We start from the raw sequence: 22911 nt of genomic DNA, 5'->3' as shown, positions 1-22911 counted from the left end.
TCAAGCAATGAACTGAACTTGTTGGTATTGAATAACGATTAAAAGGACAGCAATTTGGAGTACGTAATTTGTACTCCATGCAAAAAATTTGGCAGGGTTAAATTGTCAAAACTTCTGTCTCATAATCTTGTTCGAAGTGTCATGAATGTGCCAATAAGTTTTAAATATGTTCTGGCACCAAGAAGCTAAAGAATAGCTGGGGCATTGAATAACAGTTATTACTAAGGATTACGAATCGGAGATAATGGCATTATGGAAAAAATTTGGTTTGCAGAATACCAAAAAACAGGGATTCCAGAAACAGTAGCATTGCCTGCGGAAAATACCTCACTTGTTGATATTTTTGAGAGTAATTTCCAAAAATTTGGTTCTCGCGATGCCTTTATCTTTATGGATAAAGCGATGTCATTTAATGAGTTAGAACTTGCAAGCCGTAAGTTCGCAACCTATTTGCAAAATTTGGGGTTAGCAAAAGGAACTCGTGTGGCAGTGATGATGCCGAATGTATTGCAGTATCCTGTAGTTGCATTAGCTGTGTTACGTGCAGGTTTGGTGTTAGTAAACGTTAACCCACTTTATACTGCGCGTGAACTTGAGCATCAATTAAATGACTCAGGTGCAGAAGTCCTTGTGATTATCGAAAACTTTGCCAGTGTTTACCAAAGCATTTTGGGTAAAACTCCAGTGAAGCATGTCGTAGTTGCATCAGTCGGAGACATGCTCGGTACACTCAAAGGTACTCTGGTGAATTTTGTACTACGTAAAGTACGTAAACAAATTCCAGCTTGGAATATTCCAGGGCACGTTAAATTTAACTCAGCATTAAATAAAGAAAATGCGAGTAATTATAAGCGTCCGACTTTAACTTTAAGTGACACTGCTGTACTTCAATATACTGGTGGTACAACAGGTGTTTCAAAAGGTGCAGAGCTTACTCATCGTAATCTTGTAGCAAACTTACTTCAGTGTGATGGTATTTTCCAAAGTAAATTTGGAGCAAACGATGGTGCTAAAGGCGACCGTATTGTTTGTGCTTTACCGCTTTATCATATTTTTGCGTTCATGGTTTGCGCGATGTACGGTATGTATAAAGGTCAAGCAAATATCTTGATTCCGAACCCTCGTGATTTACCAGCTGTTATTAACGAATTACGTAAATATCAACCATCATTCTTCCCAGCTGTAAACACATTGTTTAATGCTTTAGTGAACAATGAAGAATTCAAACAACTTGACCATAGCAATTTAAAAATGGCGATGGGCGGTGGTATGGCCGTTTTACCTTCTACAGCAGAAGCGTGGAAGAAAATTACTGGTACAACTATTATTGAAGGTTATGGTTTGTCAGAAACTTCACCGGTAGCAACTGCAAATCCACCTGCTTCTACTGAATTTAGTGGCACTATTGGTATTCCGTTACCTTTAACTGAAGTTGCTATTTTAGATGATGACGGTAAAGAAGTTGCTTTAGGTGAGCAAGGCGAAATCTCGATTCGCGGTCCTCAAGTGATGAAGGGCTACTGGAATCGTCCTGATGAGACAGCTAAAGTCATGACAGCAGATGGTTTCTTCCGTACTGGCGACATCGGTGTGATGGATAGCCGTGGATATACAAAAATTGTAGACCGTAAAAAGGATATGATTTTGGTTTCTGGCTTTAACGTTTACCCAAGTGAAATCGAAGAAGTTATTGCTAAACATCCAAAAGTATTGGAAGTTGCAGCCATTGGTGTTCCAGATGAAAAATCAGGTGAAGTGCCAAAACTCTTTATTGTGAAAAAAGATCAAAGCTTGACGACTGAAGAAGTTTTGAACTTCGCTAAAGAAAACTTAACAGGCTATAAACGCCCTCGTTATGTTGAGTTTATGGATGAATTACCAAAATCAAATGTAGGCAAAATTTTACGTAAAGACTTACGTAAACCAGCCTAATCAGTGAATGAAAAAGCGCCTTAGGGCGCTTTTTTTATTTTAGTTTTTATGGCTTTTTATAAACCAGCGGTCTATATAAGGACGTCCAATTCCGACCATCCCAACAAAAACAAGCATTGTGCCAAGTTGCAGGCGTAGGTGAGTTAAATCAAGCTGACCATAACTTAAATAATTATCTGCTAAACAATATATCGTAATCACAATGAGCCAGTGCCACAAAGTAAGTCGTTTAATACCGACTGCAATAAAGGTAATTGTTAAAATAACAAAGGTGCCAAGTGTCGATTGCCAATTCAAATTTGCACAAATCACACTAAGTAAAAAAGCCATAATAGGGAGCACGATCTTTAATATGCGATCTATCTGAAGTTGATTCTGTTTTTGCTTATCCAAGACTTCAAACAATTCTTTTTGATCAGGTTGTTGCATACATGGCCCTATTAATCAGTGATGACAAGTGATTGCATAAAATTTCAGGTAAAAACGCAATGTTATGATAGCATGATCAACAGTATTTTTAGTGATGGATGGCACTATGCAGGGCATCAGCGGCATTATCTATATTATTTTAGTGGCATGTTTGCTGCCATACGCATTTACCGTAATTGCAAAGTTTACAGGTGGTTTTCAGCCTGTTGATAATCAAAACCCAAGAGCTTTTTTTGCCAAAACAACTGGTTTGGCTGCTCGTGCAAATGCCGTACAACAAAATAGTTTTGAAAGCTTACCTTTATTCTTAACGGCTATTTTAATGGCTGAATATATGGTCGTTCCGGAATATTTTATTCTGAGATTGGGTTGGGCATATATTATTTTAAGAGTTATTTATGGGATCTGTTATTTAAGTAACTGGGCAACTTTACGTTCGATTGTCTGGTTCTTATCTATATTGTGCCCAATCTTCTTATTAGTGGTCACGATTAAACTGACTTGAGTGTCATTCTGTCATCATTCATATCAACTTTCGCGTGTGCGCATTGTATAATCGGCATCATTTTGATGATATCCACGCTATAATCGAGTGGATTTTACATCTGACTTCATAACGAAAGAGTATTGATATGAGTTACAGCAATATCCCAGCAGGTAAAGATGCCCCAAATGACATCTATGTCATCATTGAAATTCCTGCAAATGCAGCACCAATTAAATATGAAATCGACAAAGATTCTGATGCATTGTTTGTAGACCGTTTCATGGGTACAGCAATGTTCTATCCAGCGAACTATGGTTATGTTCCAAATACTTTGTCTGAAGATGGTGACCCGTTAGACGTACTTGTTGTAACTCCACATCCTGTTGCTGCTGGTTCAGTCATTCGTTGCCGTCCAGTGGGCAAATTAAAAATGGAAGATGATGGTGGTATCGATGCGAAATTAATCGCTGTTCCACACGAGAAATTGTCTCCATTGTATAAAGACGTTAAGGAATATACAGATCTTCCTCCGTTATTAATTAGCCAAATTGAGCATTTCTTCAGTCACTATAAAGATCTAGAACCAGGTAAGTGGGTAAAAATCAGTGGTTGGGAAGGTGCTGACGTTGCTAAAGCTGAAGTATTAAAAGCAATTGAAGCTGCTAAATAAGCTTTAATTGATAAGGCTCAGAATGCCTTAATTGATATTCTGAGCTTAATAAAAAACCTACATCTGTTGCCAGACGTAGGTTTTTTTATGCTTGATAAATTTGTGAATTAGAATAATTTCACAGGAATATCAAGGAAGATACGCCATTCATTCGTATCGCCAATATAGGCTTTCGATTGGTAAGCATCACTCGCACGGTAGTAAGAGTTACGAATACGCAGGCTTGCATCTTTAGCGAAACCACTTTGAACGGTGTATTTCACTTGGTTAAAGAATTCACGTTCTTGAGCATCGTCAGTCACGTTTCTAACTTTGATGTCCCAACCGTATACAAATGCAGTTGTCCAGTTTAAACCAGGTAATACACCTAACTTACCAAAGTCTACGTTGTACTGAATTTGTGCAGATTTTTCATCGTTACCGATGAAGTCAGACATGTAAGAGTTCGGTAAATAGATACTTTGGAAACCATCAGCATTTTGACCATAGTCATAACCAACATTACCGCTGTTTTGTTGGTAAGCAACCATTACGCTATGTGGACCAGTGTTATAGGTTGTAGAAATTGCCCAAATATTATTAGACTTTTCTTCACCAGCTATATTAGTCGAAGCATAATCTGGTGCTACTGCTCCAGTTGCTGAATAAGTAATAGCATCTTTATCAAACTTTGTATGGTAACCACTAAAATCGTAAGTTAATGAACTGTCATTCGCCAAAGGCTGTTTAAAGTTCACATTAGCATAATGGCGTTCAAGTTTATTTTTGCTGTCTAAACCATAGTAAGATGCATTTAAGTTGTCATTGAACTTATATTTAGCACCCCAAACAATGGCACGATCAAGTCCGTTGCCATATACATCAGCATCGGTATTGATTTGATCAGACATTTGGTCTTTAGTAAATTTACCAGCAACCAATTCAAGATTCTTGATTTCATGGCTAGTTAATAAAGTACCTGTAAAGTATTCAGGTACCATACGTCCAGTATTACTTGCAAGAACAGGTAAATCGAGTACTTGAGTACCGTAACGTACTGTTGTATTCGAGAAACGTGCTTTAACGCTACCACCACCACGAGCCCAGTGATCGTAAGCCGACCCGTCGTTATTCTTAGGAATCATTTGGTTTCCGGCATTTTTATTTTCACCGATCTTAAATGAACCATCGCCAACAACGCCAACACCGAAGCCAACAATACCAGGGGTAAAGCCTGAATCGATACTTACAATTGCTGATTGAGCAAATGAGCTAGTATCTTTTGCGCCCTGTTTTTTATCACGGCTGATGTAACCTGTACGGAAGAGAATAGAACCGTTCGCATCTTCAACAAATCCTTTTGCCTCACTTTGCTCGCTTGCCTGAGCTGAGGAAATTATTGCCGCAGAAATGAGAACTGCTAATGTAAGTTTTTGTGCATTTAGCATATTTAAAGAACCTCATAAAAACGATAAATCCTGTGCCTTGTTATTGTTCAGGGCCTAGGATTTGAATCAATTGTATAAGTAATCTATAAAAAAGATATATTTTTGTTGATTTTATTTTATATATGCTATGCAGAAATTGATTAATGTGCTACTGCTTGTTGACTAAATTTACTATTAACCTTTTATACTTAATGTATTGTTTAAAATAAAAAAAGTAATTTATTTTTTAGTGTATTTTTACCATTTATTTTATATTCCAAGCTCAAAAAATAGTTGATTCTTCTGTTTGTTTTTTGATCTTTTTTGGTGGATATGTTTACTTTTTGATCTTCTCTTGAGTTGATTTTTTCGACAAATTATTTTAAATATTTTTTAAATTGTTACTTTATAACATTATTTTGAAGAGTGATGTGCAAAAATAGATCACTGTAGAAGACCAATAGAATTTAATTTAATTGGTCAAATTTAGTGCGATATTCTGCGTAAATTTTGTGCATTACTCTTTTTGCTTATATTGCTGATTAAAAAAGACCCAAAATAGTTCATAAGTTTAAAAATAGAAAAAATAAAGAAATCTAATTAAATGAAATGCCCATTTACAGACCATTAAAAGCCGAGCGTTAAGAAATTTACGTAATTTTTATATTTCCTAATCAAGGCTAAATAGAAATTTTACATTGAGTAAATGAATACTTCCCATCGTGGTTACTAGTTTCCGATAAGGGGTTTTCATATGCTTATTATTTCTAAACGGACAAGAATTTTATTTTATTTTATTGTTTTTTATAGATATATATTTATAAGAAACAAGCGGGGGTTTCATTGTAAGACAAGTTTGATCTCAAAATTAATGAAGTGCATTGATAGCCAATATGGAATTGGCACAGCAATTGCTAAAGCTTAAGTAACACAATGTGTTTTATATACATAAATCGTGCATTCATTATGGGGGAGATCAGAATGATGAAATTTGCACTTAAGACCTTAGGTCTTGGTATCTTTGCAGCAGGCTCAACGATGGTTATGGCTGAACCTGCACCATCTTTTTATGGCATCACGACAACAGGAAGTGTAGCGGCAACTACTGACTATCGCTTCCGCGGAGTTACTCAATCCTCAAATAACCCTGCAATTCAAGGTGGTTTTACTTTTTCTCATAAGTCGGGTGCTTATTTATCACTCTGGGGTTCAAGTGTTGATTTTGGAGTAACTGGCAACTCAACAGAAACTGATGTCGCTTTGGGTTATACCAATACTTTAAAATTAACGGATACGCTTGCGCCTACTTATGATGTCGGTGTAATTCATTATGGCTATATTGGTTCTGGTCATAGTTTTGACCGTAATGGAATTGGTTATGATGGTAAAAATGGATTAGATTTTAATGAGGTTTACGGTAAATTAACTTTTGCTGATTCTTTATTTAAAGGTGATGCACTTAGTGTAGGTGTGAACTATTCAGATGATTACTGGGCTCATTCTAAGCAGTTCTGGTATTTTAATGTCGGTTATTCAGCGCCAATTGCAGATACAGGATTTACAGGCCTTGCATCAGTTGGTTATAACAAATTCAAAAATAAAGATGCTTTAGCCGTAGTTGCTGGTGGTCCAGGTAAAGACGATAGCTATATCGATTATAAAGTGGGTGTAAACCGTAACATTCTAGGCATTTTGGCTGAGCTAGATGTAGTTGGTACAGATATTAGTACTTCTGGCATGACCGATGCTCAGAAAAAACCTTATGACACAGGTTTAGTGTTTAGTTTAACTAAAACATTTTAAGTATATGCTGTAAAAAAGCGGGTTTATTGACCCGCTTTTTTATTAGTTTTCTATTTCAGAAAGTAGCTGTTTTAACTGGTTAAGCTCAATATCCGTAGCTTTAGACAGTGGCTTGCGTGGTGAACCCGCAGCAACACCTTTTAACTGTAAACCTGCTTTAATCGTTTTGGGTAAACCACCAGTTACAATAAAGCGTAGTAGAGGAAGTTGCTGATAAAATGATTTTTGGGCTTGTTCTAATTCACCATTTTTTACATGTTCGATAAGTTGTTGAGGTTGTTGACCTAACAGATTTGGTGCTGCTGTACACCAACCACTTGCTCCAGCACATAAAGCTTCTAAAGCTAGAGGGTTACATCCGTTATAAAACGGAAGTTCTCCTTTTGAGAGTTCTTGAATTTTATGCATGCGCTGAATATCACCGCTGCTTTCTTTTACCATTGTGATGTTTGCAATGTTATTAAACATGCGCACGATTAATTCTGGAGACATATCAACACCGCTAGTTGCAGGGTTATTATAAATCATAATCGGTAAAGTCATCGCTTGTGCAATCGCTTGATAATATTCAAAAATTTCTTGATCAGTTAGCTTCCAATAAGATATAGGAATCACCATAAGTGCATCTGCACCATAGCTTTGCGCGATCTGCGCTTTTTTGATGGCTTGATCCGTCGTGAGTTCTGAAATTCCAATAATGACAGGTACACGTTTATTAATGCTTTCAATTGAAGTTTTAGCGACTAAACACCACTCATCCCATTCAAGATAAGCACTTTCGCCAGTACTGCCTAAAGGCGCAATTGCATCGCAGCCATTTTCAATAAGCAAATCCAGCATTTGCTTTAGAACAGGAAGGTTAATGGTGTTGTCATCAGAAAAAGGAGTAACAGGATAGCCAATAATGCCGTTTAGTTTCATGGTCGAAATCTCTTTTTAAATACAGTCAGAATGTTTTTTCAAAGCTTTACGTGCGTAGTAAGCAAAGTTCACTTTGTTGCGTTTATCGGTAGACACCCAGTCATGAGCTTCTGTGGCTAAATCGTGTGGGATCGGCTGAATTTGCCCGGCAGACATGGCTAGTAGTTGCAGTTGAGCTGCGCGTTCAATTAAAAGAGCCAAGTTGCATGCTTCTTCAATGGTTTTTCCTGTGACCAGTTGACCATGGTGAGACAACAAAACAGCGCGGTTTTTACCCAGAGCAGAAGAAATCAAAATACCTTCTTCATTGCCCACAGGAACACCCGGCCAATGGCCTACAAAAGAGCAATCCTCGTAAAGTGCACAGACATCCATTTGAGAAATTATGAGTGGAATTTGAAGCATGGAAAGAGCCGCTACATGAGTCGGATGCGTATGGACAATGCAGTTCACCTCTGGGTGTTCTTTATAAATCCATGTATGAAAACGGTTGGCTGGGTTTGCCATTCCTTCTTGATTAATGGGTTCTAGGTCTTGATTCACCTCAAGCAAGTTTGAGGCAGTAATTTCATCAAAACCTAAACCAAAACGTTGGGTAATAAAGGATTCTTTACTTTCACTACGACAAGTAATTTGGCCTGCTAAACCAGCATCATGGCCATGATCAAATAAAATACGACAAGTGAGTGCAAGCTTTTGGCGGTCAGTTAAATCTGAGTCACTAATCCACTTTTGCATGTCTTGCTGTGCATGTTGCATAAGGTTTTGTTTGTTTACAGAAGCAGTCTTCATCTCTTCTCCAGTCCAGTTGACCAAATTAAGTAGGTGAAGGCAGAATAGAAAACAACTGGATGAATCAATACATCCAGTTTTAATAAGTTATATGGTCCAGATGGGGTAAATATGCTAAGACCTTGGCAAGTACATTTTCGTATCGATGAAAGAGAAGAAAAGACGGTTTTTCTAAAACTGACCAACTTGATTAGTCAGGAAATTTTAAGTGGCCGGTTGGCGCACGGGACTATGCTGCCAGGGTCTCGTAGCCTATCAAAAGAATTAGGAATTAATCGGAAAACGGTACAAGCGGTCTATGAAGAATTAGAAGCACAAGGATGGCTTGTAACTCGCCCTCGAAAAGGCACATTTGTGGCAGATGTTTTGCCAGACAAACAACACCAAATAGAGTCAGTATCTGAGCGAAAAGTGAATGAGAAGCCAACTATTCAAGAAGTTGCTTTATATCCACATAACGATGGTGTACCAGATCCACGGCTCATTCCCTACGAACTATTTTCACGCGCCTATCGGCATGCACTGATTAAGATTACCCAAAACCAGTACATGGGATATGGTGACCCACGAGGTATGATTGGGTTAAGACAAGCCTTACAACAAATGTTGTCAATGGAACGTTTTATGAATGTTGCCGCAGGTGAGATTTGTATTGTACGCGGTAGCCAGATGGGAATTTTTCTTGCATCTCGTGCATTACCTAATCGGCAGGGTGTTATCGTTGTTGAAGAGCTTTACTATCCATCTGCTTTTAAAGCGTTTCAATCAAATGGTTTTCAGGTCGTTTCTGTAAAATTAGATGAACAAGGTATTGTCATTGAGGATTTAGAACGTATTTTAAAAGAACATTCGGTTGCTGCCATTTATACAACTCCGCATCATCAATATCCCACAACTGTCACGATGCCAATGAATCGCCGTCTTCAACTCTTAGAGCTTTCAAAAAAATGGGGCTTTTATATTATTGAAGATGACTATGATCATGAATTCCATTATGACAGTCGGCCTATGCCACCCTTAGCGAGTTTGCCTCATTCTGAATTGGTTATTCATGTTGGCTCATTGTCTAAAGTTTTTGCACCAGGGATCCGTTTAGGCTACATCGTGGCATCGCCATCAATCATTCAATCGATTACTGAAGATATTTTACTGATTGATCGTCAAGGTAATAATATTACTGAACTTGCCTTAGCAGATTTAATGCAACGGGGTGAAATTAAAAGACACATCCGTAAAATGAAAAAGATATATCAGCTACGCCGAGACCATGCATTAACTGAGTTCAATCGAATTTTTGCAGAGTGTGTTCATATACGACCACCCGCAGGTGGAATGGCGTTATGGGTGAAATTCCAGAAACCATTTACTCAAGATCAGCTTATAAAATTAAAAGAACTCAACATTGATACAGAGGATAAGTTTAAACAAATCGAGTCTTCTAATCGTAGTATCCGCTTCGGTTTTGCAGCTTTATCAGAGAAAGAAATCACTAGTCTAATTGAAACCTTAAATAAGGTTCTTAATAAAAGAACAGCGGACTCATAATCCGCTGTTTCACTTTAAGAATGATTGCCTCGATAGGAGAGTGCTTCTGTGAGATGAGGACTTTGGATCATCTCGCTTTGAGCCAAATCGGCAATGGTACGAGCAACCCGTAAAACACGATGATAAGCACGAGCTGATAGATTTAAACGTTGCTGTGCCATTTCAATCATTCGCTGTGAAGTACTATCAAGGACAGCATATTGTTCTAGTTGCTTCGGCGAAAGCGCTTGATTTAAACAATTTTGTCTTTGCATTTGTTGTTCATAAGCACAAATCACACGCTGTCTTACAGCCGTAGAACCTTCAACAGGTGTTGGATCTTGCAGTTCCTGAGCTTTTAAAGGCGGTACATCAATATGTAAATCGATACGGTCAAGTAAAGGTCCTGATATACGGTTTTGATAGCGCTTAATACTCTCGGGTGAACATTGGCAACGGCTGTCTTGATTAAACGCATAACCACATGGGCAGGGGTTCATCGCTGCGATCAGTTGAAAGTTAGCCGGATAAGTAATTTGCCGAGCTGCTCGTGAAATAATGATTTCTTTTGACTCAAGCGGCTGGCGTAAAACTTCTAGCACCTTTCTATCAAACTCTGGCAATTCATCTAAAAATAGAACACCTAAGTGAGATAAGGTAATTTCACCCGGTTTAGGGTGAGATCCGCCCCCAACGAGTGCAATTGCTGATGCGGTATGGTGGGGCGCACGAAAAGGACGCTGTCCAAACGTATGCGGTGTATTAGAAATCGAATAAATACTCGCAACTTCAAGTGTTTCTTGATTAGAAAGAGGTGGCAAAATTGAAGGAAGGCGTGAAGCGAGTAAAGTCTTACCTGTGCCTGGTGGTCCTTTAAAGAGCAGAGAATGTCCTCCTGCTGCGGCTATTTCTAGGGCGCGACGTGGGCGTAGCTGACCTTTTACATCTGCCAAATCAAATTTATAAGGCATTTGATTTGATGTCATTGAAGGTTCAATCGAAGATAGAGATTTCGTGCCCAGAAAGTGTTCACAGACTTCTTTTAAATGGCTCACCGGATAACACTCAAGGTCCGGTAAATGGTTAATATCCTCACTATTATCAAGAGGTAAAAGCATTTTATGCTTGGCCTGTTGACAGGCCATTGCCAAAGTTAAAGTACCTGACACTGGTCTTACATGGCCATCCAGCGCTAATTCACCAATTAATTCAAAATCTTCGGCACAATTTTCAGGAAGCTGACCAGAGGCAATTAAAATGCCTACAGCAATTGGTAAATCCAGACGTGACCCATCTTTGGGCAAATCTGCTGGTGCAAGATTAATGGTCAGCCGTTTAGTTGGAAATTGAAATCCACTATTAATAATGGCTGAGCGAACTCGGTCTTTACTTTCTCTTACAGCCGCCTCTGCCAGCCCGACAATGGTAAGAGAAGGTAAGCCTTGACTCACATGTACCTCAACTTCAATTAGAGGTGCATGTAAACCCAAAAGTCCCCGTGTATAAATTTTAGAAAAAGACATCTTATTGTTCCATTATAGTGCTTCATTTTTAATCGTTGTAAAGTATAAGTGCGCTACGTTGGTGCTTATTTTTTATTCTTTAAAGTTTCTTCTAACAGACTTACTTGTTTTTGTAGCTCTTCTAAACGTTGAGTGGCCGATTGAAGTGCAGTCTTTTGACGGTCAATTTCTTGTTTGGACACAAGATCCAACTTTTCGACTGCTTCATTTAATAATGCACGTAAATTTTTTTCCAAATCTTTTTTAGGCTCATCAATTTGTTCCAAAATGGCCTGTAGTAATGTTTCTAGCATAAAATATCCAAAGTGTTGTATTACCTTATGGTTTACATTTTAACACTGCTTGAACTTGGGATATAGGTTTCAATTCTTTTAGTACAAATAGAACATTAAATAAGCACTCAACGATACTGAAAATTCATTTTATTTTTAATAGCTCATCTACATCTTGATCACTAAATAGGTTATAAAGAAAGTTCATGCAATAGATTCATTTCCCTCAACCTTTGAAATATTGGCATGAAAATTGAACATAAAACCTTACTGGTGAAAAGAAGCCGAAGGAAACAAACATGAAGCTTGTAACTGCAATTGTAAAACCGTTTAAATTGGATGATGTGCGTGAAGCGCTCTCTGACATTGGTGTACAAGGGATTACCGTAACTGAAGTTAAAGGTTTTGGTCGTCAAAAAGGACATACAGAACTCTACCGTGGCGCAGAGTATGTGGTTGATTTCTTACCTAAAGTAAAAATCGAAATTGCGATTAGTGATGAAATGGTTGATGCGGTAATTGAATCAATTACTCGTGTAGCAAGCACTGGAAAAATCGGCGATGGTAAGATTTTTGTGACTAACCTGGAACAAGTTATCCGTATCCGTACGGGTGAAACTGGACCAGATGCTGTCTAATTGGCACAAAGCTTGCTGAGTAGAAAATAACTCGCAAATGAGGTTGGGGGACACGAATGAAAAAAATGCTTATGGCGCTGAGTCTATCAGGCGCTCTTTTGGGTGGTACTGCCGTTTGGGCAGAAGATGCTGTAACAACGCCTACATCGGAAGTTGCGGCTACATCAACATCTCCAGCTACTGCAACCACTGCAGAAGCACCAGTTGCTGAAACTCCAGCAGCTCCAGCACCAACACCAAAACTTGATACAGGCGATACATCTTGGATTTTAGTTTCAACAGCTTTGGTTCTATTAATGACCATTCCTGGTTTGGCACTATTCTACGGCGGTATGGTACGTAAGAAAAATGTATTAAGTACTATGATGTTCAGCCTTTCCGCTGCAATTTTAGTAAGTTTGCTGTGGGTGATTGCAGGGTATTCAATCGCGTTCTCTGGCACAGGTGCATTTTTTGGTGATTTGTCTAAAGCTATGCTAAACGGAGTCGCGTTTGATGCATTGAGCGGGACAATTCCTGAAAGTCTCTTTGTTATTTTCCAAATGACTTTTGCCATCATTACAGTTGCAATCCTTAGTGGTTCTATTGCAGACCGTATGAAATATTCAGCTTTCATGGCATTCATTGCAATTTGGGTACTTGTTGTTTATGCACCAATTACTCACTGGGTTTGGGCAACAGATGGCTGGTTATTTAAAGCAGGCGCATTAGATTTTGCTGGTGGTACAGTTGTACACATCAACTCAGGTGTTGCAGGTCTCGTTGCTGCTTACATGCTTGGAAAACGTATTGGCCTTGGCCGTGAATCTATGGCTCCTCATAACCTGACTCTAACTGTTGTTGGTGCAAGCTTACTTTGGGTGGGTTGGTTCGGCTTCAACGGTGGTAGTGCCTTAGGCGCGGGTGCTCGTGCAAGTATGGCAATTTTAGTGACTCAAGTTGCTGCCGCTGCTGCTGCATTCTCTTGGTTAGTTGTTGAACGTATGATCCGTGGCAAAGCATCTGTATTAGGTGGTGCTTCTGGTGCGGTAGCTGGTTTGGTTGTGATTACACCAGCAGCAGGTTTTGTCGGTGTAGGCGGTGCTTTAGTCATGGGCCTTATCGGTGGCGTAGTGTGCTTCTGGGGTATTACAGCACTTAAACGCTTACTTAAAGCCGATGATGCTTTGGATGCGTTTGGTTTACATGCTGTAGGTGGTATTGTTGGTGCGATTTTAACTGGCGTATTCTACAGTGACGAAATTATTAAAGCAGCTAACGTTACCTTAGCTCCAACATTCGCTGGCCAATTATGGGTACAAGTTGAAGGCGTATTGGCAACCATGGTTTACAGTGGTATCGCGACTTTCGTTATTCTTAAAGTGATTGATCTTGTGATTGGTATCCGTGTGAACGCTGATGATGAACGCATGGGTCTGGATTTAAGCCAACATGGCGAACGTATTGAATAATCATCATTAATATATCTGCTGTCTTAAAAGAACAGTCTTGAGCTGTGATCAAAGCGATACTTTGATCTTGCTCAGGGCTGTTTTTTTGTCTTATAGAATGCTGGTTCTGTAAGTGTAGAAATTTTGCTACACTAGGTCAAAGTAATCGACCCTATAAATCCGCTATGCATTGTCCATTTTGCAACGCCGCAGATAGTAAAGTCATCGATTCACGTTTAGCCGCCGAAGGCTGTCAGATTCGTCGACGTCGTGAGTGTGTAAGTTGCGGTGAACGTTTTACCACTTTTGAAAGCTATGAAGTGGTAATGCCCCGTGTGATCAAATCGAATGGAAAAAATGAACCTTTCGATGAGGCCAAATTACGTCGTTCGTTAATGCATGCTCTGCAAAAACGTCCGGTCACACAAGAGCAGATCGAAACAGTTTTAAGTGATATTCAGTTGCAGATTCGCCGTTTAGGTGAGCGTGACGTAAAATCTAGAACAATTGGTGAAATCGTCATGCAATCTCTATTTGCCCTTGACCATGTCGCTTATGTCCGATTTGCTTCTGTATATCAAGATTTTCAGGATGTTGAGGCGTTTCGTCGTCAAATTGAGCAAATGCAACAACGTGAACAATAACTATTTGAGATTTTTATGTCTGAGTTGAAACAAGATCAATATTGGATGCAGCAAGCCATTGAACTTGCCAAACGAGGTCTATATTCGACTAAGCCTAATCCAAATGTTGGTTGTGTCATTGTCAAAGATGATCAGTTAATTGGTGAAGGCTTCCATCCTAAAGCAGGTCAACCACACGCAGAAGTCTTTGCTTTACGTCAGGCAGCTGAACAAGCACAAGGTGCTACAGCCTATGTCACGCTTGAGCCATGTGCGCATTATGGAAGAACTCCTCCTTGTGCTGAAGCACTGGTTAAGGCTCAGGTTAAAAGGGTGGTTGTAGCATGTCCTGATCCAAATCCGCTCGTTGCGGGTAAGGGCGTTCAGATTTTGAAAAATGCCGGAATTGAAGTAGAAGTTGGCATTTGTGAAGATTTAGCAGAAAAATTAAATCAAGGTTTCTTAAAGGCAATGTCTACGGGCATGCCTTATGTACGCTTAAAAGTAGCTTCAAGTCTAGATGGACGTACGGCAATGGCATCTGGTGAATCGAAGTGGATTACGGGTTCTGCTGCCCGTCAAGATGTCCAGCATTGGCGTGCCATTTCAGGAGCGGTGATTACAGGTATTGAAACTGTGATTGCAGATGATTGTCAGCTTAATGTGCGTTCACTCGGTCATATTGATATTGAGACAGTTGCTCAACCAAAACGGGTTGTTTTAGATCGTCAGGGGCGTTTGCCACTTAATGCTAAAATTTTAGAAAACCCTGAAACTGTGCTGGTGATGGGGCCATATCGTCAAGAACTTGCCGATTTAGGCGTGATACAATTAGAAATTCAGCCTTTAAAAATACTGTTACAGACCCTATCTAAGCAACATCAAATTTATGATGTATTGGTGGAAGCCGGTGCGACATTATCTACTGCCTTTTTACAAGAAGGTTTGGTAGATGAGTTGATCAGTTATATTGCCCCAACATTCTTGGGGAAAAGTGCAAGAGCCATGTTCAATGCAGAGTTTGAATATATGGCACAACAACTTCGTTTTACACTTCTTGATGTGACACAACTTGATCAAGATATACGCTTAAGGTTAATCCCTACGCAAGAGAAAGTATGAATTCAGAGCCTTCGGTTTATCACAAACGTCGTCATGCGGCCCGTACGACAGACGAATATCTTTTCCATCAGCTTGTTCCTTATTTAGGTAACAAGCGCCGATTGCTCCATCTAATTTTAGAAGCCCTTGAAATTACAGGGACACTGAATAGCAAGAAAAAGAATCCTCCGATTTTTGCCGACTTTTTTGCCGGCAGTGGTGTCGTGTCTCGTTTAGCACGTCAAAATGGTTACCGTGTGATTGCAAATGACTGGGAACCTTATAGCCATGCTTTAAATCATGCGATTTTAGCTTGTACCGATGCACCTGCATTTAAAGAGCTTGGTGGCTATCAGAAGGCAATCGACTATTTAAATCGCTTACCTGAAGTTAAAGGTTGGGTAACGCATAACCTTTGCCCACGTAACGATGATGTATACGATCCAACTCGTGACCGTTTATTCTTTAAACGCCGTAATGGTATGCGTATTGATGCGATTCGCCAGCAGATTGCAACATGGCAGGCACAAGGTGCAATTAATGATGTAGAAATGAGTGCTTTACTCGCGCCATTACTTTATTCAGCAAGTTTTGTGAGTAACACCAGCGGCGTATTTAAAAGCTTTCACCAAGGGTGGGGCGGACGTACACAAACTGCATTGGAACGAATTGAGTCATTGCTTTGGTTAACACCAAGCCGTTTTTGCGAGATTGGTGACCGTAAACGTCCTGCTGCTGAAATGTGGTGTGTAGATTCACAGCATCTAGCAAATCAAATGAGTGGTTTTGAAGTCGATGTTGCCTATCTCGATCCACCCTATAACCAGCACGCATATAGTAGTAATTATCATGTTCTGAATGCATTAACTTTATGGGATCAGGTCGATTTACCATCACCAGATACCAAAGGTTATAAGAGTGGAATTGATAGAGCGTGGCGTAAAGAACGTCCAAGCCCATATAACTCTTCTAAATATGCGAAAGATGCGTATGAAAAACTACTTTCAACCATCAATGCCCGCTATATTCTGACCAGTTATTCAACTGATGGTAATATCGAGCCGAAAGATTTGCTTATGGCTAATCTGGAGCGCGGCAAAGTGACTTTGTTAACACAAGATGTTCCGCGCTATCGAGTAAGTAAACAGCGACAGTCTGAACGGGCACGCGTACTTGAGTTTATTGTGATTACTGATACTCATGCTAAGTCAGGACCACCATTACGTCAGTTATTAGGCCAGCTTTACCACTTCGCCGAGCTAGGTGGTGTAGATACTTCAGGTAATAGTACACAGCTCGCACTTTGGTAAGCGCTGCAATTTAAGCAGTGTAAAAAGATTTGGAGATTGAGCCATGTTTACAGGCATTATTGAAAGTTTAGGAAAAGTTGAAAGCCTGCAAAGCGTAGGTGGTGATGTGCGTTTACGTATTCAGACTGATCTGGATATGTCAGATGTGCATTTGGGTGACTCAATTGCGACCAATGGAATCTGTCTCACCGTGATTGAATGGGGCGATAATTGGTACGCAGCGGATGTTTCTCGTGAAAGCTTGAATCGTACGACTTTAGGTAATTGGAAAGTTGGGCAACGTGTCAATGTTGAAAAGGCAATGTTACCGACAACACGCTTTGGTGGACACATTGTCAGTGGCCATGTTGATGGTGTGGGTGAAATTACTGTAGTACGTGAAGATGCTCGCTCAATCTATTATGAAGTTACAGCACCGACAGAACTTGCTAAATATTTAGCCGAAAAAGGTTCTGTGACCGTAGATGGGATTAGCTTAACGATTAACCACTTACGTGGAAATATTTTAAGCTTAAACTTAATTCCGCATACAGCAGAGCGTACTAATATTGGAACATGGCAAGTTGGTAGCAAAGTAAACCTTGAAGTCGATGTTTTGGCGCGTTATATCGAGCGTTTATTGCTAGGTGACAAAGCAGCTGAACAAAAAACAGAGTCAAATATTAGTATGGCTTTTTTAGCTGAGAATGGTTTTTTAAAATAAAAAGCTAAATCGTTAAAATAAAAAACCGGACACTTGTTCCGGTTTTTTATTTTGAAAACTTATTGCTTGGTTAGCGTAACCGAGTTTGTGCCGACCCATGGTTTATTATGTTGGGTGCGTGTAATTGAAAATTCGCCTTTTTCTGACTCTCGTGTGAGTAAGATAGATAAAGAGTTAAAGTCGTTATGACTCATATAAAGTTCTTGTGCTGAAAATGTCCATTGTTCACCCTGATTAAGCTGCTCAAGTTGCATTGAAATCTGATGCGGAATGTCCATTTTTACCCTCATTAATTTTCATAAATAACCATGCGGTATTCTAATAATTATTTGAACTAAAAGAATATTGTGCATGACTATTCTGTGACAATTAAATGTCATTTTTATGACAAAGAGAGTCTTAAAAACTTTACTTTTCTATTTTTTCATCAGAAAACTTAGAATTCTTTAAAATGTATTCAATTTCTTCTTGAGCTGCCGAATTTAGCTTGGCTCGGAAAGCTGTTACAGACTGTTCAATTAAGCTCTCAGCTTCAAGTTCTAAACGAATGCGTAAACTTTCAAGCTCAGATAAGATTTGATCATCGGTAATACTAAGTTTTACACCAGCAGAATAATTGACTGCTGGTGTTTCAGGGTTTTTCTGATAACGCGCAGTTTGCTCTGCAACTTCTTGTTCTAAATGGCTACGTAATGTGTGTAATGTTTCAGTCTGTTCATTAAATTTTCGAACTTCGTCTGCTTGCAACTCCGCAGCATAAGCAGCTTCTGATGCACGTTTGTCAGCAAGCGATTTTTCTAAAGCGAGTTGACGACGAATACGTGCTTGCTCAATGAGCTCTGCTTTAAGATCTGCGTAAGCTTGTTCAATTTTTTGCTGTGATTCTAACTGCGCTTTTTCATCATTTAAAACCCAAAGTTGAATAGGCGTTTGAGGCTCTAGTAAGTCACAAATACGTGCCAGATCCTGTTGATAGGTATGACGGACAGCTTCAGGCGCATTTAACCATCTTTTTTTAAAATCTTGCCCGACATTTAATGCCACCATGTTTCTCCTTGATCAACAGTATTTACATTTTAGCGCGTTATAATTTAAAGGTCCGCGGTTCTATACCCAAACGGCGATACATTTTAAATTTTTCTCGACCAATTTGCTTGGCTGTTTCATTATTTTCAACAATTTCTATAATGTGGCTAAAATGATCAACTTGTTCAAGTGCATGATTGTTAAAATTAAATACTAACAGGCCTTGTTCAAGTGGTTGTTTAGCCGAAATACATACAGCAGCATCAGTCTGGTCAACGCCATGCGCAATGAAACTCACAGGGTCGAATTCCCATAATCTTTCATCAAGCATCTGTTGTAGCTGCACATCTGGGCAATACCACCAGATTTTAGGATGCTTCTGTAATATTTTTCGACATAAACGGCAAGCACTATCGACTTGCCGTTCTTCGCTGGTTTCAAACAGATAAAAACTAACTTTAGCCATTCGTATTTACACGATTCGCTAAAAATTGCATGAGTAATGGTACTGGACGACCTGTTGCACCTTTAGCTGGACCCGATAACCATGCTGTTCCTGCTACATCTAAATGAGCCCAACGATATTCACGTGTAAAGCGCTCAAGGAAACATGCAGCTGTAATCGCGCCGCCATATGGACCACCGATGTTTGCAATATCGGCAAATGGTGAATCAAGTAATTCTTGATAATCATCAATCACTGGCATACGCCATACACGGTCAAACGATTGTTCGCCAGCTTGTTGGAGCTCTGCTGCCAAAGCATCATCTGGTGAGAACAACCCACTGAGTACTTTGCCTAAAGCAACTACACACGCACCTGTTAAGGTCGCAATATCAACCACGACTGCTGGATTAAAGCGTTTAATATAGGTCAATGTGTCACACAGTACTAAACGGCCTTCAGCATCTGTATTTAAAATTTCAACAGTTTGACCGCTCATGGTTGTCACAATGTCACCTGGACGAGTTGCTTTACCAGAAGGCATATTTTCTGCTGCTGCAATTGCACCAACTACATGAATAGGAAGTTGTGCTTCGCATAGGGCACGAATGGTACCAAGCACAGATGCTGCACCGCACATATCGAATTTCATTTCATCCATGCCAAGGCCTGGTTTTAATGAAATACCACCTGTATCAAAAGTTACGCCTTTACCCACGAGAACAACCGGAGCTTGATCAATCTGCGCTTGGTATTCGAGCGTTACAATACGGCCCGGACGTTCAGATCCTTTGCTGACTGCAAGAAAAGCATACATGCCTAAATCAGCCATTTGTTGCTCATTTAAAACAGTTACTTTAAGTAAGTCAGGGAATTCTGCGGCTAAAGCTAGAGCTTGTTCTGCCAAATATTCTGGGAAACAAATATTCCCCGGACGGTTGCCAAGATCACGTGCATAAGACTGACCAGACTGTACTGCATGTACTAAAGCCAGTTGTTTTTCATCTAGGCTAGTCGTTGAACTAATTAAATCAACCTGTTGTAACACAAATTCATTTTTTTTCGATTTAAACTCATCATAACCATAAGCTGCTTGAGTTAAGCTTAAAGCAAATAAATAATGGTGCTCGGCAGGTAACGCAGCAATATCAATTGCGATATGCTTAAATTTATTTTGTGTCGATTTGATAATCGTTTGGGCAAGTTTAGCGAGCTTGACTGCCTGAAGTTCAGCTGTTTTTCCTAAGCCAAGTAATTGGCTGTGAGGCTGATTTGAAATCTGACCAAATAAAGGCAGAGTTTCATTGAAGTTGCCTTTAAATTGGGTAGCGTTCAGAACGCTTTCTAGGTTATTGATTTGATATGTGTTGACGTTGCTTTGTAGCTGTTCTGAATCAACTAAAACCCACAAAGATTCATTAGATGTCTGTTCGGGAAAAGTTGTATAAGTTGTAAATTTCATGGCTGTCGTGATTGCCTATAGAAAGTTATGATGAATTAAAACATTGAAACACTTTCAAGCATAGCGTTGCAATGTGCGGTTTTATATTTTTAACATTCGGGTAAACTAGCAGTCGTCCCGATTAGCCTTTTGGAAGTATTACTTTGATTATTCGGCGTTATCTCGTCAAGCAAGTTGTCTCTACCTCATTGGTGGTCATTTCTTTATTGACCTTAATCATGATGGGTGGTCGTCTGATCAAATACTTTGGTGTGGCGGCGCAGGGGCGTTTAGATGCCAGTATCTTGTTTAGCATCATTGGATATCGTTTACCTGAATTTCTAACACTCATTTTACCACTAGGTTTTTTCATTGGTTTAATGTTGGTGTTTGGTCGTTTATATGTTGACCATGAAATGGCAGTACTGAACGGTAGTGGTGTGAGCCGTCATCAATTAGCGCGATTACTCATTCCAATGACGCTTGTTTATATGGTTTGTCAGTCTGTGCTTATGCTCTGGATGACGCCGTGGGGACTGCGTGAGTTTGAGAAATTAACCACCACCCAAGCGGTTCGGACGGGCTTCGATTTGGTTCGCCCAAGAGAATTTATTTCTTCTGGACCCTATACGATTTACGCAGGTTCATTGTCAGAAGACCGAAAGAATTTGAAGGACATTTTCTTTTATCAACGTGCGACCAAAGAAGATAAACCAGATGTCATGATCTTGGCAAAAGAAGCGACTCGTGTAGAAGTTGCAAATGACACAGCCAATGTCGTTGATCTGGTGCAAGGCCGTCGTTATGAAATATTCCCGGGACAACCAAAGTATACGCAAGCTGAGTTTCAGTCTTATCGTCTACGTTTAGAAAATGATAAAGATGTTAAGTTTGAAAGTGGCGATGTAGAAGCATTATCAACAACTAAACTCTTTTCAAAAACAAATGATCCAGTCATAAGAAGTGAGTTGGGATGGCGTTTGTTTGGACCATTCACCATTATTATTGCTTTAATGCTTTCTGTGGCATTGTCTGAGGTGAGTCCACGACAAGGTCGTTATTACCGTCTTATTCCGGCGATTTTTATTTTTTCCAGTCTGATTGTATTAATGATTGCAATCAAGACTCGTATTAGTAAAGAAGAACTCGATATTTGGGCTTATCCTGCCGTGTTGGTGGTTTATGGCGTTGCAGCAGCCTTATTTTCACGTAAACAAAAGTTGGCACCAAAAATCAAGAAACAGATCAAGCGAGTGAAATTATAATGTTAGCACGTCGAATAGTCGCCAAATATGTGACGAAAACCACTGCGCTTGCAATGTTTGGCACCACAGTTGTTTTGTCGATTTTACAGATCTTATTTACATATCTGGGCGAGTTGGGTGAGCTCAAACCAGACTATAACGCATGGCAAGCTCTCATCTATGTGTTATGGGGTGCTCCTCGTTATCTATATGAAATTTTGCCTATTTCTGCCTTGATTGGTGCTGTAATTGGTTTAGGGTCACTAGCAACCAGCAGTGAACTTATTGTTATGCGCTCTGCTGGTATTAGCTTATGGCGTATTGTTGGTTGGGTGATGCGCTCAGCTTTACTGCTTATTATTTTGTCTTTCGCTTTAAGTGAATGGGTTATTCCATATACTAATGAAAAAGCAGCAAGTGTTAAAAGTCACCGCTCTGTAGCTGCTTTAGGCGAAGTGAAAGGTTATTGGTCACGTGAAGGGCAGCGATTTATCTATATCGACTATGCTAACTCTCAAGGCAATTTAAAAGATATTCAAGTGGTCGATTTTGACCAGAACTATTACTTGCAATCCTTAATCAATGCTCAGCAAGGCCAGTTCGTAAAAGATGGTCAATGGGCTTTGAAGAAAGCACAACAGATGGATATTTTGGCGGCAGGAAATGCCATCAAAACTGATCATGAAGAACAATCGCTTTCTTTAGCATTACAGCCTAAATATGTGCATATGGTGACTTTAGATCCTGAAGATTTATCACCAAGCCAGCTCATCAGCTTCATGCGCTATATGGATGAATATAGTCAGGTTCCAAAGACCTATCAATTGGCTTTCTGGCAAAAAGTTGCCTCGCCATTTTCGTTGATTGCTCTGGTTCTCGTGGCATGTTCATTTATTTTTGGGCCATTACGCCAACAATCGATGGGTTTCCGTTTGGTGATCGCATTGTTTATTGGTTTGAGTTTCTATTATTTGCAGGATTTCTTGGGTTATGCCAGCTTGGTTTATGCTCCATCTCCTGCGTGGTTCGTACTCGTACCTATCTTGTTAATGTTTGGTGCCGGAAGTTATTTGCTTTACCGCGCTCGCTAGTAATAATTGAAATTTATGGTTTTCATCAATCGTAGATATTGGTGAAAGCCATAGGAAAAAATAGAGTCTTGACCGAAAATTCGGTAAGATATTGTGACGA

Annotated in this window: 23 protein-coding genes; 13 read left to right on the top strand and 10 right to left on the bottom strand. The window is 39.6% G+C overall.

What is annotated here, in order from left to right:
• Positions 1–252: 252 nt before the first annotated feature.
• Positions 253–1932 carry a long-chain-fatty-acid--CoA ligase gene (locus MJX77_RS04300; protein WP_174743745.1) on the top strand — a complete coding sequence of 560 codons (1680 nt, stop codon included), beginning with the start codon at positions 253–255 and terminating at the stop codon, positions 1930–1932.
• 39 nt (positions 1933–1971) lie between these two features.
• Here the strand turns inward: MJX77_RS04300 and MJX77_RS04295 are convergent, their stop codons facing one another.
• Complete coding sequence (locus tag MJX77_RS04295; protein ID WP_005301519.1) at positions 1972–2361, bottom strand: hypothetical protein; 390 nt, start codon at positions 2359–2361, stop codon at positions 1972–1974.
• 106 nt (positions 2362–2467) lie between these two features.
• Between MJX77_RS04295 and MJX77_RS04290 the strand changes: the two genes are divergently transcribed.
• Together MJX77_RS04290 and ppa are read left to right on the top strand one after the other, a co-directional pair.
• Entirely contained in the window at positions 2468–2866 is a 399-nt protein-coding gene (locus tag MJX77_RS04290) for an MAPEG family protein (protein ID WP_009392286.1), read from the top strand.
• A gap of 127 nt (positions 2867–2993) precedes the next feature.
• The gene (gene ppa, locus MJX77_RS04285; RefSeq protein ID WP_004795210.1) at positions 2994–3518 is read left to right on the top strand and encodes an inorganic diphosphatase; all 525 of its coding nucleotides are present in this window, start codon (positions 2994–2996) and stop codon (positions 3516–3518) included.
• A gap of 107 nt (positions 3519–3625) precedes the next feature.
• On the opposite strand, the gene MJX77_RS04280 is transcribed toward ppa, so the two are convergent.
• Complete coding sequence (locus tag MJX77_RS04280) at positions 3626–4945, bottom strand: OprD family outer membrane porin (protein ID WP_252060619.1); 1320 nt, start codon at positions 4943–4945, stop codon at positions 3626–3628.
• A gap of 960 nt (positions 4946–5905) precedes the next feature.
• Here MJX77_RS04280 and MJX77_RS04275 point away from each other — a divergent pair.
• Entirely contained in the window at positions 5906–6727 is an 822-nt protein-coding gene (locus MJX77_RS04275; protein WP_252060618.1) for a TorF family putative porin, read from the top strand.
• Between the two features lie 42 nt (positions 6728–6769).
• Here MJX77_RS04275 and MJX77_RS04270 read toward each other — a convergent pair whose 3' ends face one another.
• Positions 6770–7648 carry a dihydrodipicolinate synthase family protein gene (locus MJX77_RS04270; protein ID WP_252060617.1) on the bottom strand — a complete coding sequence of 293 codons (879 nt, stop codon included), beginning with the start codon at positions 7646–7648 and terminating at the stop codon, positions 6770–6772.
• A 15-nt stretch (positions 7649–7663) separates the two neighbouring features.
• Positions 7664–8440: an aldolase gene (locus MJX77_RS04265; RefSeq protein WP_252060616.1), complete on the bottom strand. Its 777-nt coding sequence runs from the start codon at positions 8438–8440 to the stop codon at positions 7664–7666.
• 111 nt (positions 8441–8551) lie between these two features.
• Between MJX77_RS04265 and pdxR the strand changes: the two genes are divergently transcribed.
• Positions 8552–9985, top strand: a complete 1434-nt coding sequence (gene pdxR / locus MJX77_RS04260; RefSeq protein ID WP_252060615.1) for a MocR-like pyridoxine biosynthesis transcription factor PdxR — start codon at positions 8552–8554, stop codon at positions 9983–9985.
• A 14-nt stretch (positions 9986–9999) separates the two neighbouring features.
• On the opposite strand, the gene MJX77_RS04255 is transcribed toward pdxR, so the two are convergent.
• Both MJX77_RS04255 and MJX77_RS04250 read right to left on the bottom strand, forming a co-directional pair.
• Positions 10000–11487, bottom strand: coding sequence for a YifB family Mg chelatase-like AAA ATPase (locus MJX77_RS04255; RefSeq protein ID WP_252060614.1), 1488 nt, complete (start codon positions 11485–11487; stop codon positions 10000–10002).
• A 65-nt stretch (positions 11488–11552) separates the two neighbouring features.
• Positions 11553–11780: an accessory factor UbiK family protein gene (locus MJX77_RS04250; RefSeq protein ID WP_004795193.1), complete on the bottom strand. Its 228-nt coding sequence runs from the start codon at positions 11778–11780 to the stop codon at positions 11553–11555.
• Between the two features lie 278 nt (positions 11781–12058).
• On the opposite strand from MJX77_RS04250, the gene glnK reads away from it, so the two are divergent.
• The 6 genes from glnK to MJX77_RS04220 all read left to right on the top strand — a co-directional run bounded on the left by glnK (position 12059) and on the right by MJX77_RS04220 (position 17564).
• Complete coding sequence (gene glnK / locus MJX77_RS04245; protein WP_000780326.1) at positions 12059–12397, top strand: P-II family nitrogen regulator; 339 nt, start codon at positions 12059–12061, stop codon at positions 12395–12397.
• Positions 12398–12453: 56 nt separating this feature from the next.
• On the top strand, positions 12454–13848 hold the full coding sequence (locus MJX77_RS04240; RefSeq protein ID WP_004795189.1) for an ammonium transporter: 1395 nt from the start codon (positions 12454–12456) through the stop codon (positions 13846–13848).
• A 164-nt stretch (positions 13849–14012) separates the two neighbouring features.
• Entirely contained in the window at positions 14013–14471 is a 459-nt protein-coding gene (gene nrdR / locus MJX77_RS04235) for a transcriptional regulator NrdR (RefSeq protein WP_004795187.1), read from the top strand.
• A gap of 15 nt (positions 14472–14486) precedes the next feature.
• Positions 14487–15572, top strand: coding sequence for a bifunctional diaminohydroxyphosphoribosylaminopyrimidine deaminase/5-amino-6-(5-phosphoribosylamino)uracil reductase RibD (gene ribD, locus MJX77_RS04230; RefSeq protein ID WP_192835124.1), 1086 nt, complete (start codon positions 14487–14489; stop codon positions 15570–15572).
• Positions 15569–16861 (top strand): DNA adenine methylase, encoded by a 1293-nt coding sequence (locus MJX77_RS04225; protein ID WP_005301611.1) that lies wholly within the window; start codon positions 15569–15571, stop codon positions 16859–16861. Before ribD ends, MJX77_RS04225 begins: the two co-directional genes overlap by 4 nt.
• Positions 16862–16904: 43 nt before the next feature.
• Entirely contained in the window at positions 16905–17564 is a 660-nt protein-coding gene (locus MJX77_RS04220; RefSeq protein ID WP_002121149.1) for a riboflavin synthase, read from the top strand.
• A gap of 59 nt (positions 17565–17623) precedes the next feature.
• Here MJX77_RS04220 and MJX77_RS04215 read toward each other — a convergent pair whose 3' ends face one another.
• The 4 genes from MJX77_RS04215 to MJX77_RS04200 form a co-directional block, all read right to left on the bottom strand.
• Positions 17624–17842 carry a hypothetical protein gene (locus MJX77_RS04215; protein ID WP_005301614.1) on the bottom strand — a complete coding sequence of 73 codons (219 nt, stop codon included), beginning with the start codon at positions 17840–17842 and terminating at the stop codon, positions 17624–17626.
• Positions 17843–17972: 130 nt separating this feature from the next.
• Positions 17973–18611, bottom strand: a complete 639-nt coding sequence (gene blhA / locus MJX77_RS04210; RefSeq protein ID WP_004795179.1) for a cell division protein BlhA — start codon at positions 18609–18611, stop codon at positions 17973–17975.
• 37 nt (positions 18612–18648) lie between these two features.
• Positions 18649–19056, bottom strand: a complete 408-nt coding sequence (locus MJX77_RS04205; RefSeq protein ID WP_111855735.1) for a DNA polymerase III subunit chi — start codon at positions 19054–19056, stop codon at positions 18649–18651.
• Positions 19049–20497 (bottom strand): leucyl aminopeptidase, encoded by a 1449-nt coding sequence (locus tag MJX77_RS04200; RefSeq protein WP_252060613.1) that lies wholly within the window; start codon positions 20495–20497, stop codon positions 19049–19051. The genes MJX77_RS04205 and MJX77_RS04200 overlap by 8 nt, the downstream gene beginning before the upstream one ends.
• A 143-nt stretch (positions 20498–20640) precedes the next feature.
• On the opposite strand from MJX77_RS04200, the gene lptF reads away from it, so the two are divergent.
• Both lptF and lptG read left to right on the top strand, forming a co-directional pair.
• Entirely contained in the window at positions 20641–21741 is a 1101-nt protein-coding gene (gene lptF / locus MJX77_RS04195; RefSeq protein WP_013199136.1) for an LPS export ABC transporter permease LptF, read from the top strand.
• A complete protein-coding gene (gene lptG, locus MJX77_RS04190) occupies positions 21741–22811 on the top strand; it encodes an LPS export ABC transporter permease LptG (RefSeq protein WP_252060612.1) in 1071 nt (356 codons plus the stop codon). The genes lptF and lptG overlap by 1 nt, the downstream gene beginning before the upstream one ends.
• Positions 22812–22911: the final 100 nt, after the last annotated feature.

The sequence above is a fragment of the Acinetobacter sp. AHP123 genome, assembly GCF_023757925.1.
GTDB classification, from domain to species: Bacteria; Pseudomonadota; Gammaproteobacteria; order Pseudomonadales; family Moraxellaceae; genus Acinetobacter; species Acinetobacter oleivorans.
This window is presented reverse-complemented; position numbering and strand designations above follow the sequence as displayed.

Bases quoted from the DNA above. Each gene is read 5' to 3' on its own strand.
- MJX77_RS04265 (WP_252060616.1), bottom strand. From the start codon at position 8,440: ATGAAGACTGCTTCTGTAAACAAACAAAACCTTATGCAACATGCACAG.
- blhA (WP_004795179.1), bottom strand. From the start codon at position 18,611: ATGGTGGCATTAAATGTCGGGCAAGATTTTAAAAAAAGATGGTTAAAT.
- MJX77_RS04200 (WP_252060613.1), bottom strand. From the start codon at position 20,497: ATGAAATTTACAACTTATACAACTTTTCCCGAACAGACATCTAATGAA.
- glnK (WP_000780326.1), top strand. From the start codon at position 12,059: ATGAAGCTTGTAACTGCAATTGTAAAACCGTTTAAATTGGATGATGTG.
- MJX77_RS04225 (WP_005301611.1), top strand. From the start codon at position 15,569: ATGAATTCAGAGCCTTCGGTTTATCACAAACGTCGTCATGCGGCCCGT.
- nrdR (WP_004795187.1), top strand. From the start codon at position 14,013: ATGCATTGTCCATTTTGCAACGCCGCAGATAGTAAAGTCATCGATTCA.
- MJX77_RS04240 (WP_004795189.1), top strand. From the start codon at position 12,454: ATGAAAAAAATGCTTATGGCGCTGAGTCTATCAGGCGCTCTTTTGGGT.
- MJX77_RS04300 (WP_174743745.1), top strand. From the start codon at position 253: ATGGAAAAAATTTGGTTTGCAGAATACCAAAAAACAGGGATTCCAGAA.
- pdxR (WP_252060615.1), top strand. From the start codon at position 8,552: ATGCTAAGACCTTGGCAAGTACATTTTCGTATCGATGAAAGAGAAGAA.
- MJX77_RS04205 (WP_111855735.1), bottom strand. From the start codon at position 19,056: ATGGCTAAAGTTAGTTTTTATCTGTTTGAAACCAGCGAAGAACGGCAA.
- MJX77_RS04255 (WP_252060614.1), bottom strand. From the start codon at position 11,487: ATGTCTTTTTCTAAAATTTATACACGGGGACTTTTGGGTTTACATGCA.
- MJX77_RS04220 (WP_002121149.1), top strand. From the start codon at position 16,905: ATGTTTACAGGCATTATTGAAAGTTTAGGAAAAGTTGAAAGCCTGCAA.
- ribD (WP_192835124.1), top strand. From the start codon at position 14,487: ATGTCTGAGTTGAAACAAGATCAATATTGGATGCAGCAAGCCATTGAA.
- MJX77_RS04275 (WP_252060618.1), top strand. From the start codon at position 5,906: ATGATGAAATTTGCACTTAAGACCTTAGGTCTTGGTATCTTTGCAGCA.
- MJX77_RS04250 (WP_004795193.1), bottom strand. From the start codon at position 11,780: ATGCTAGAAACATTACTACAGGCCATTTTGGAACAAATTGATGAGCCT.
- lptG (WP_252060612.1), top strand. From the start codon at position 21,741: ATGTTAGCACGTCGAATAGTCGCCAAATATGTGACGAAAACCACTGCG.
- ppa (WP_004795210.1), top strand. From the start codon at position 2,994: ATGAGTTACAGCAATATCCCAGCAGGTAAAGATGCCCCAAATGACATC.
- MJX77_RS04280 (WP_252060619.1), bottom strand. From the start codon at position 4,945: ATGCTAAATGCACAAAAACTTACATTAGCAGTTCTCATTTCTGCGGCA.
- MJX77_RS04270 (WP_252060617.1), bottom strand. From the start codon at position 7,648: ATGAAACTAAACGGCATTATTGGCTATCCTGTTACTCCTTTTTCTGAT.
- MJX77_RS04215 (WP_005301614.1), bottom strand. From the start codon at position 17,842: ATGGACATTCCGCATCAGATTTCAATGCAACTTGAGCAGCTTAATCAG.
- MJX77_RS04295 (WP_005301519.1), bottom strand. From the start codon at position 2,361: ATGCAACAACCTGATCAAAAAGAATTGTTTGAAGTCTTGGATAAGCAA.
- MJX77_RS04290 (WP_009392286.1), top strand. From the start codon at position 2,468: ATGCAGGGCATCAGCGGCATTATCTATATTATTTTAGTGGCATGTTTG.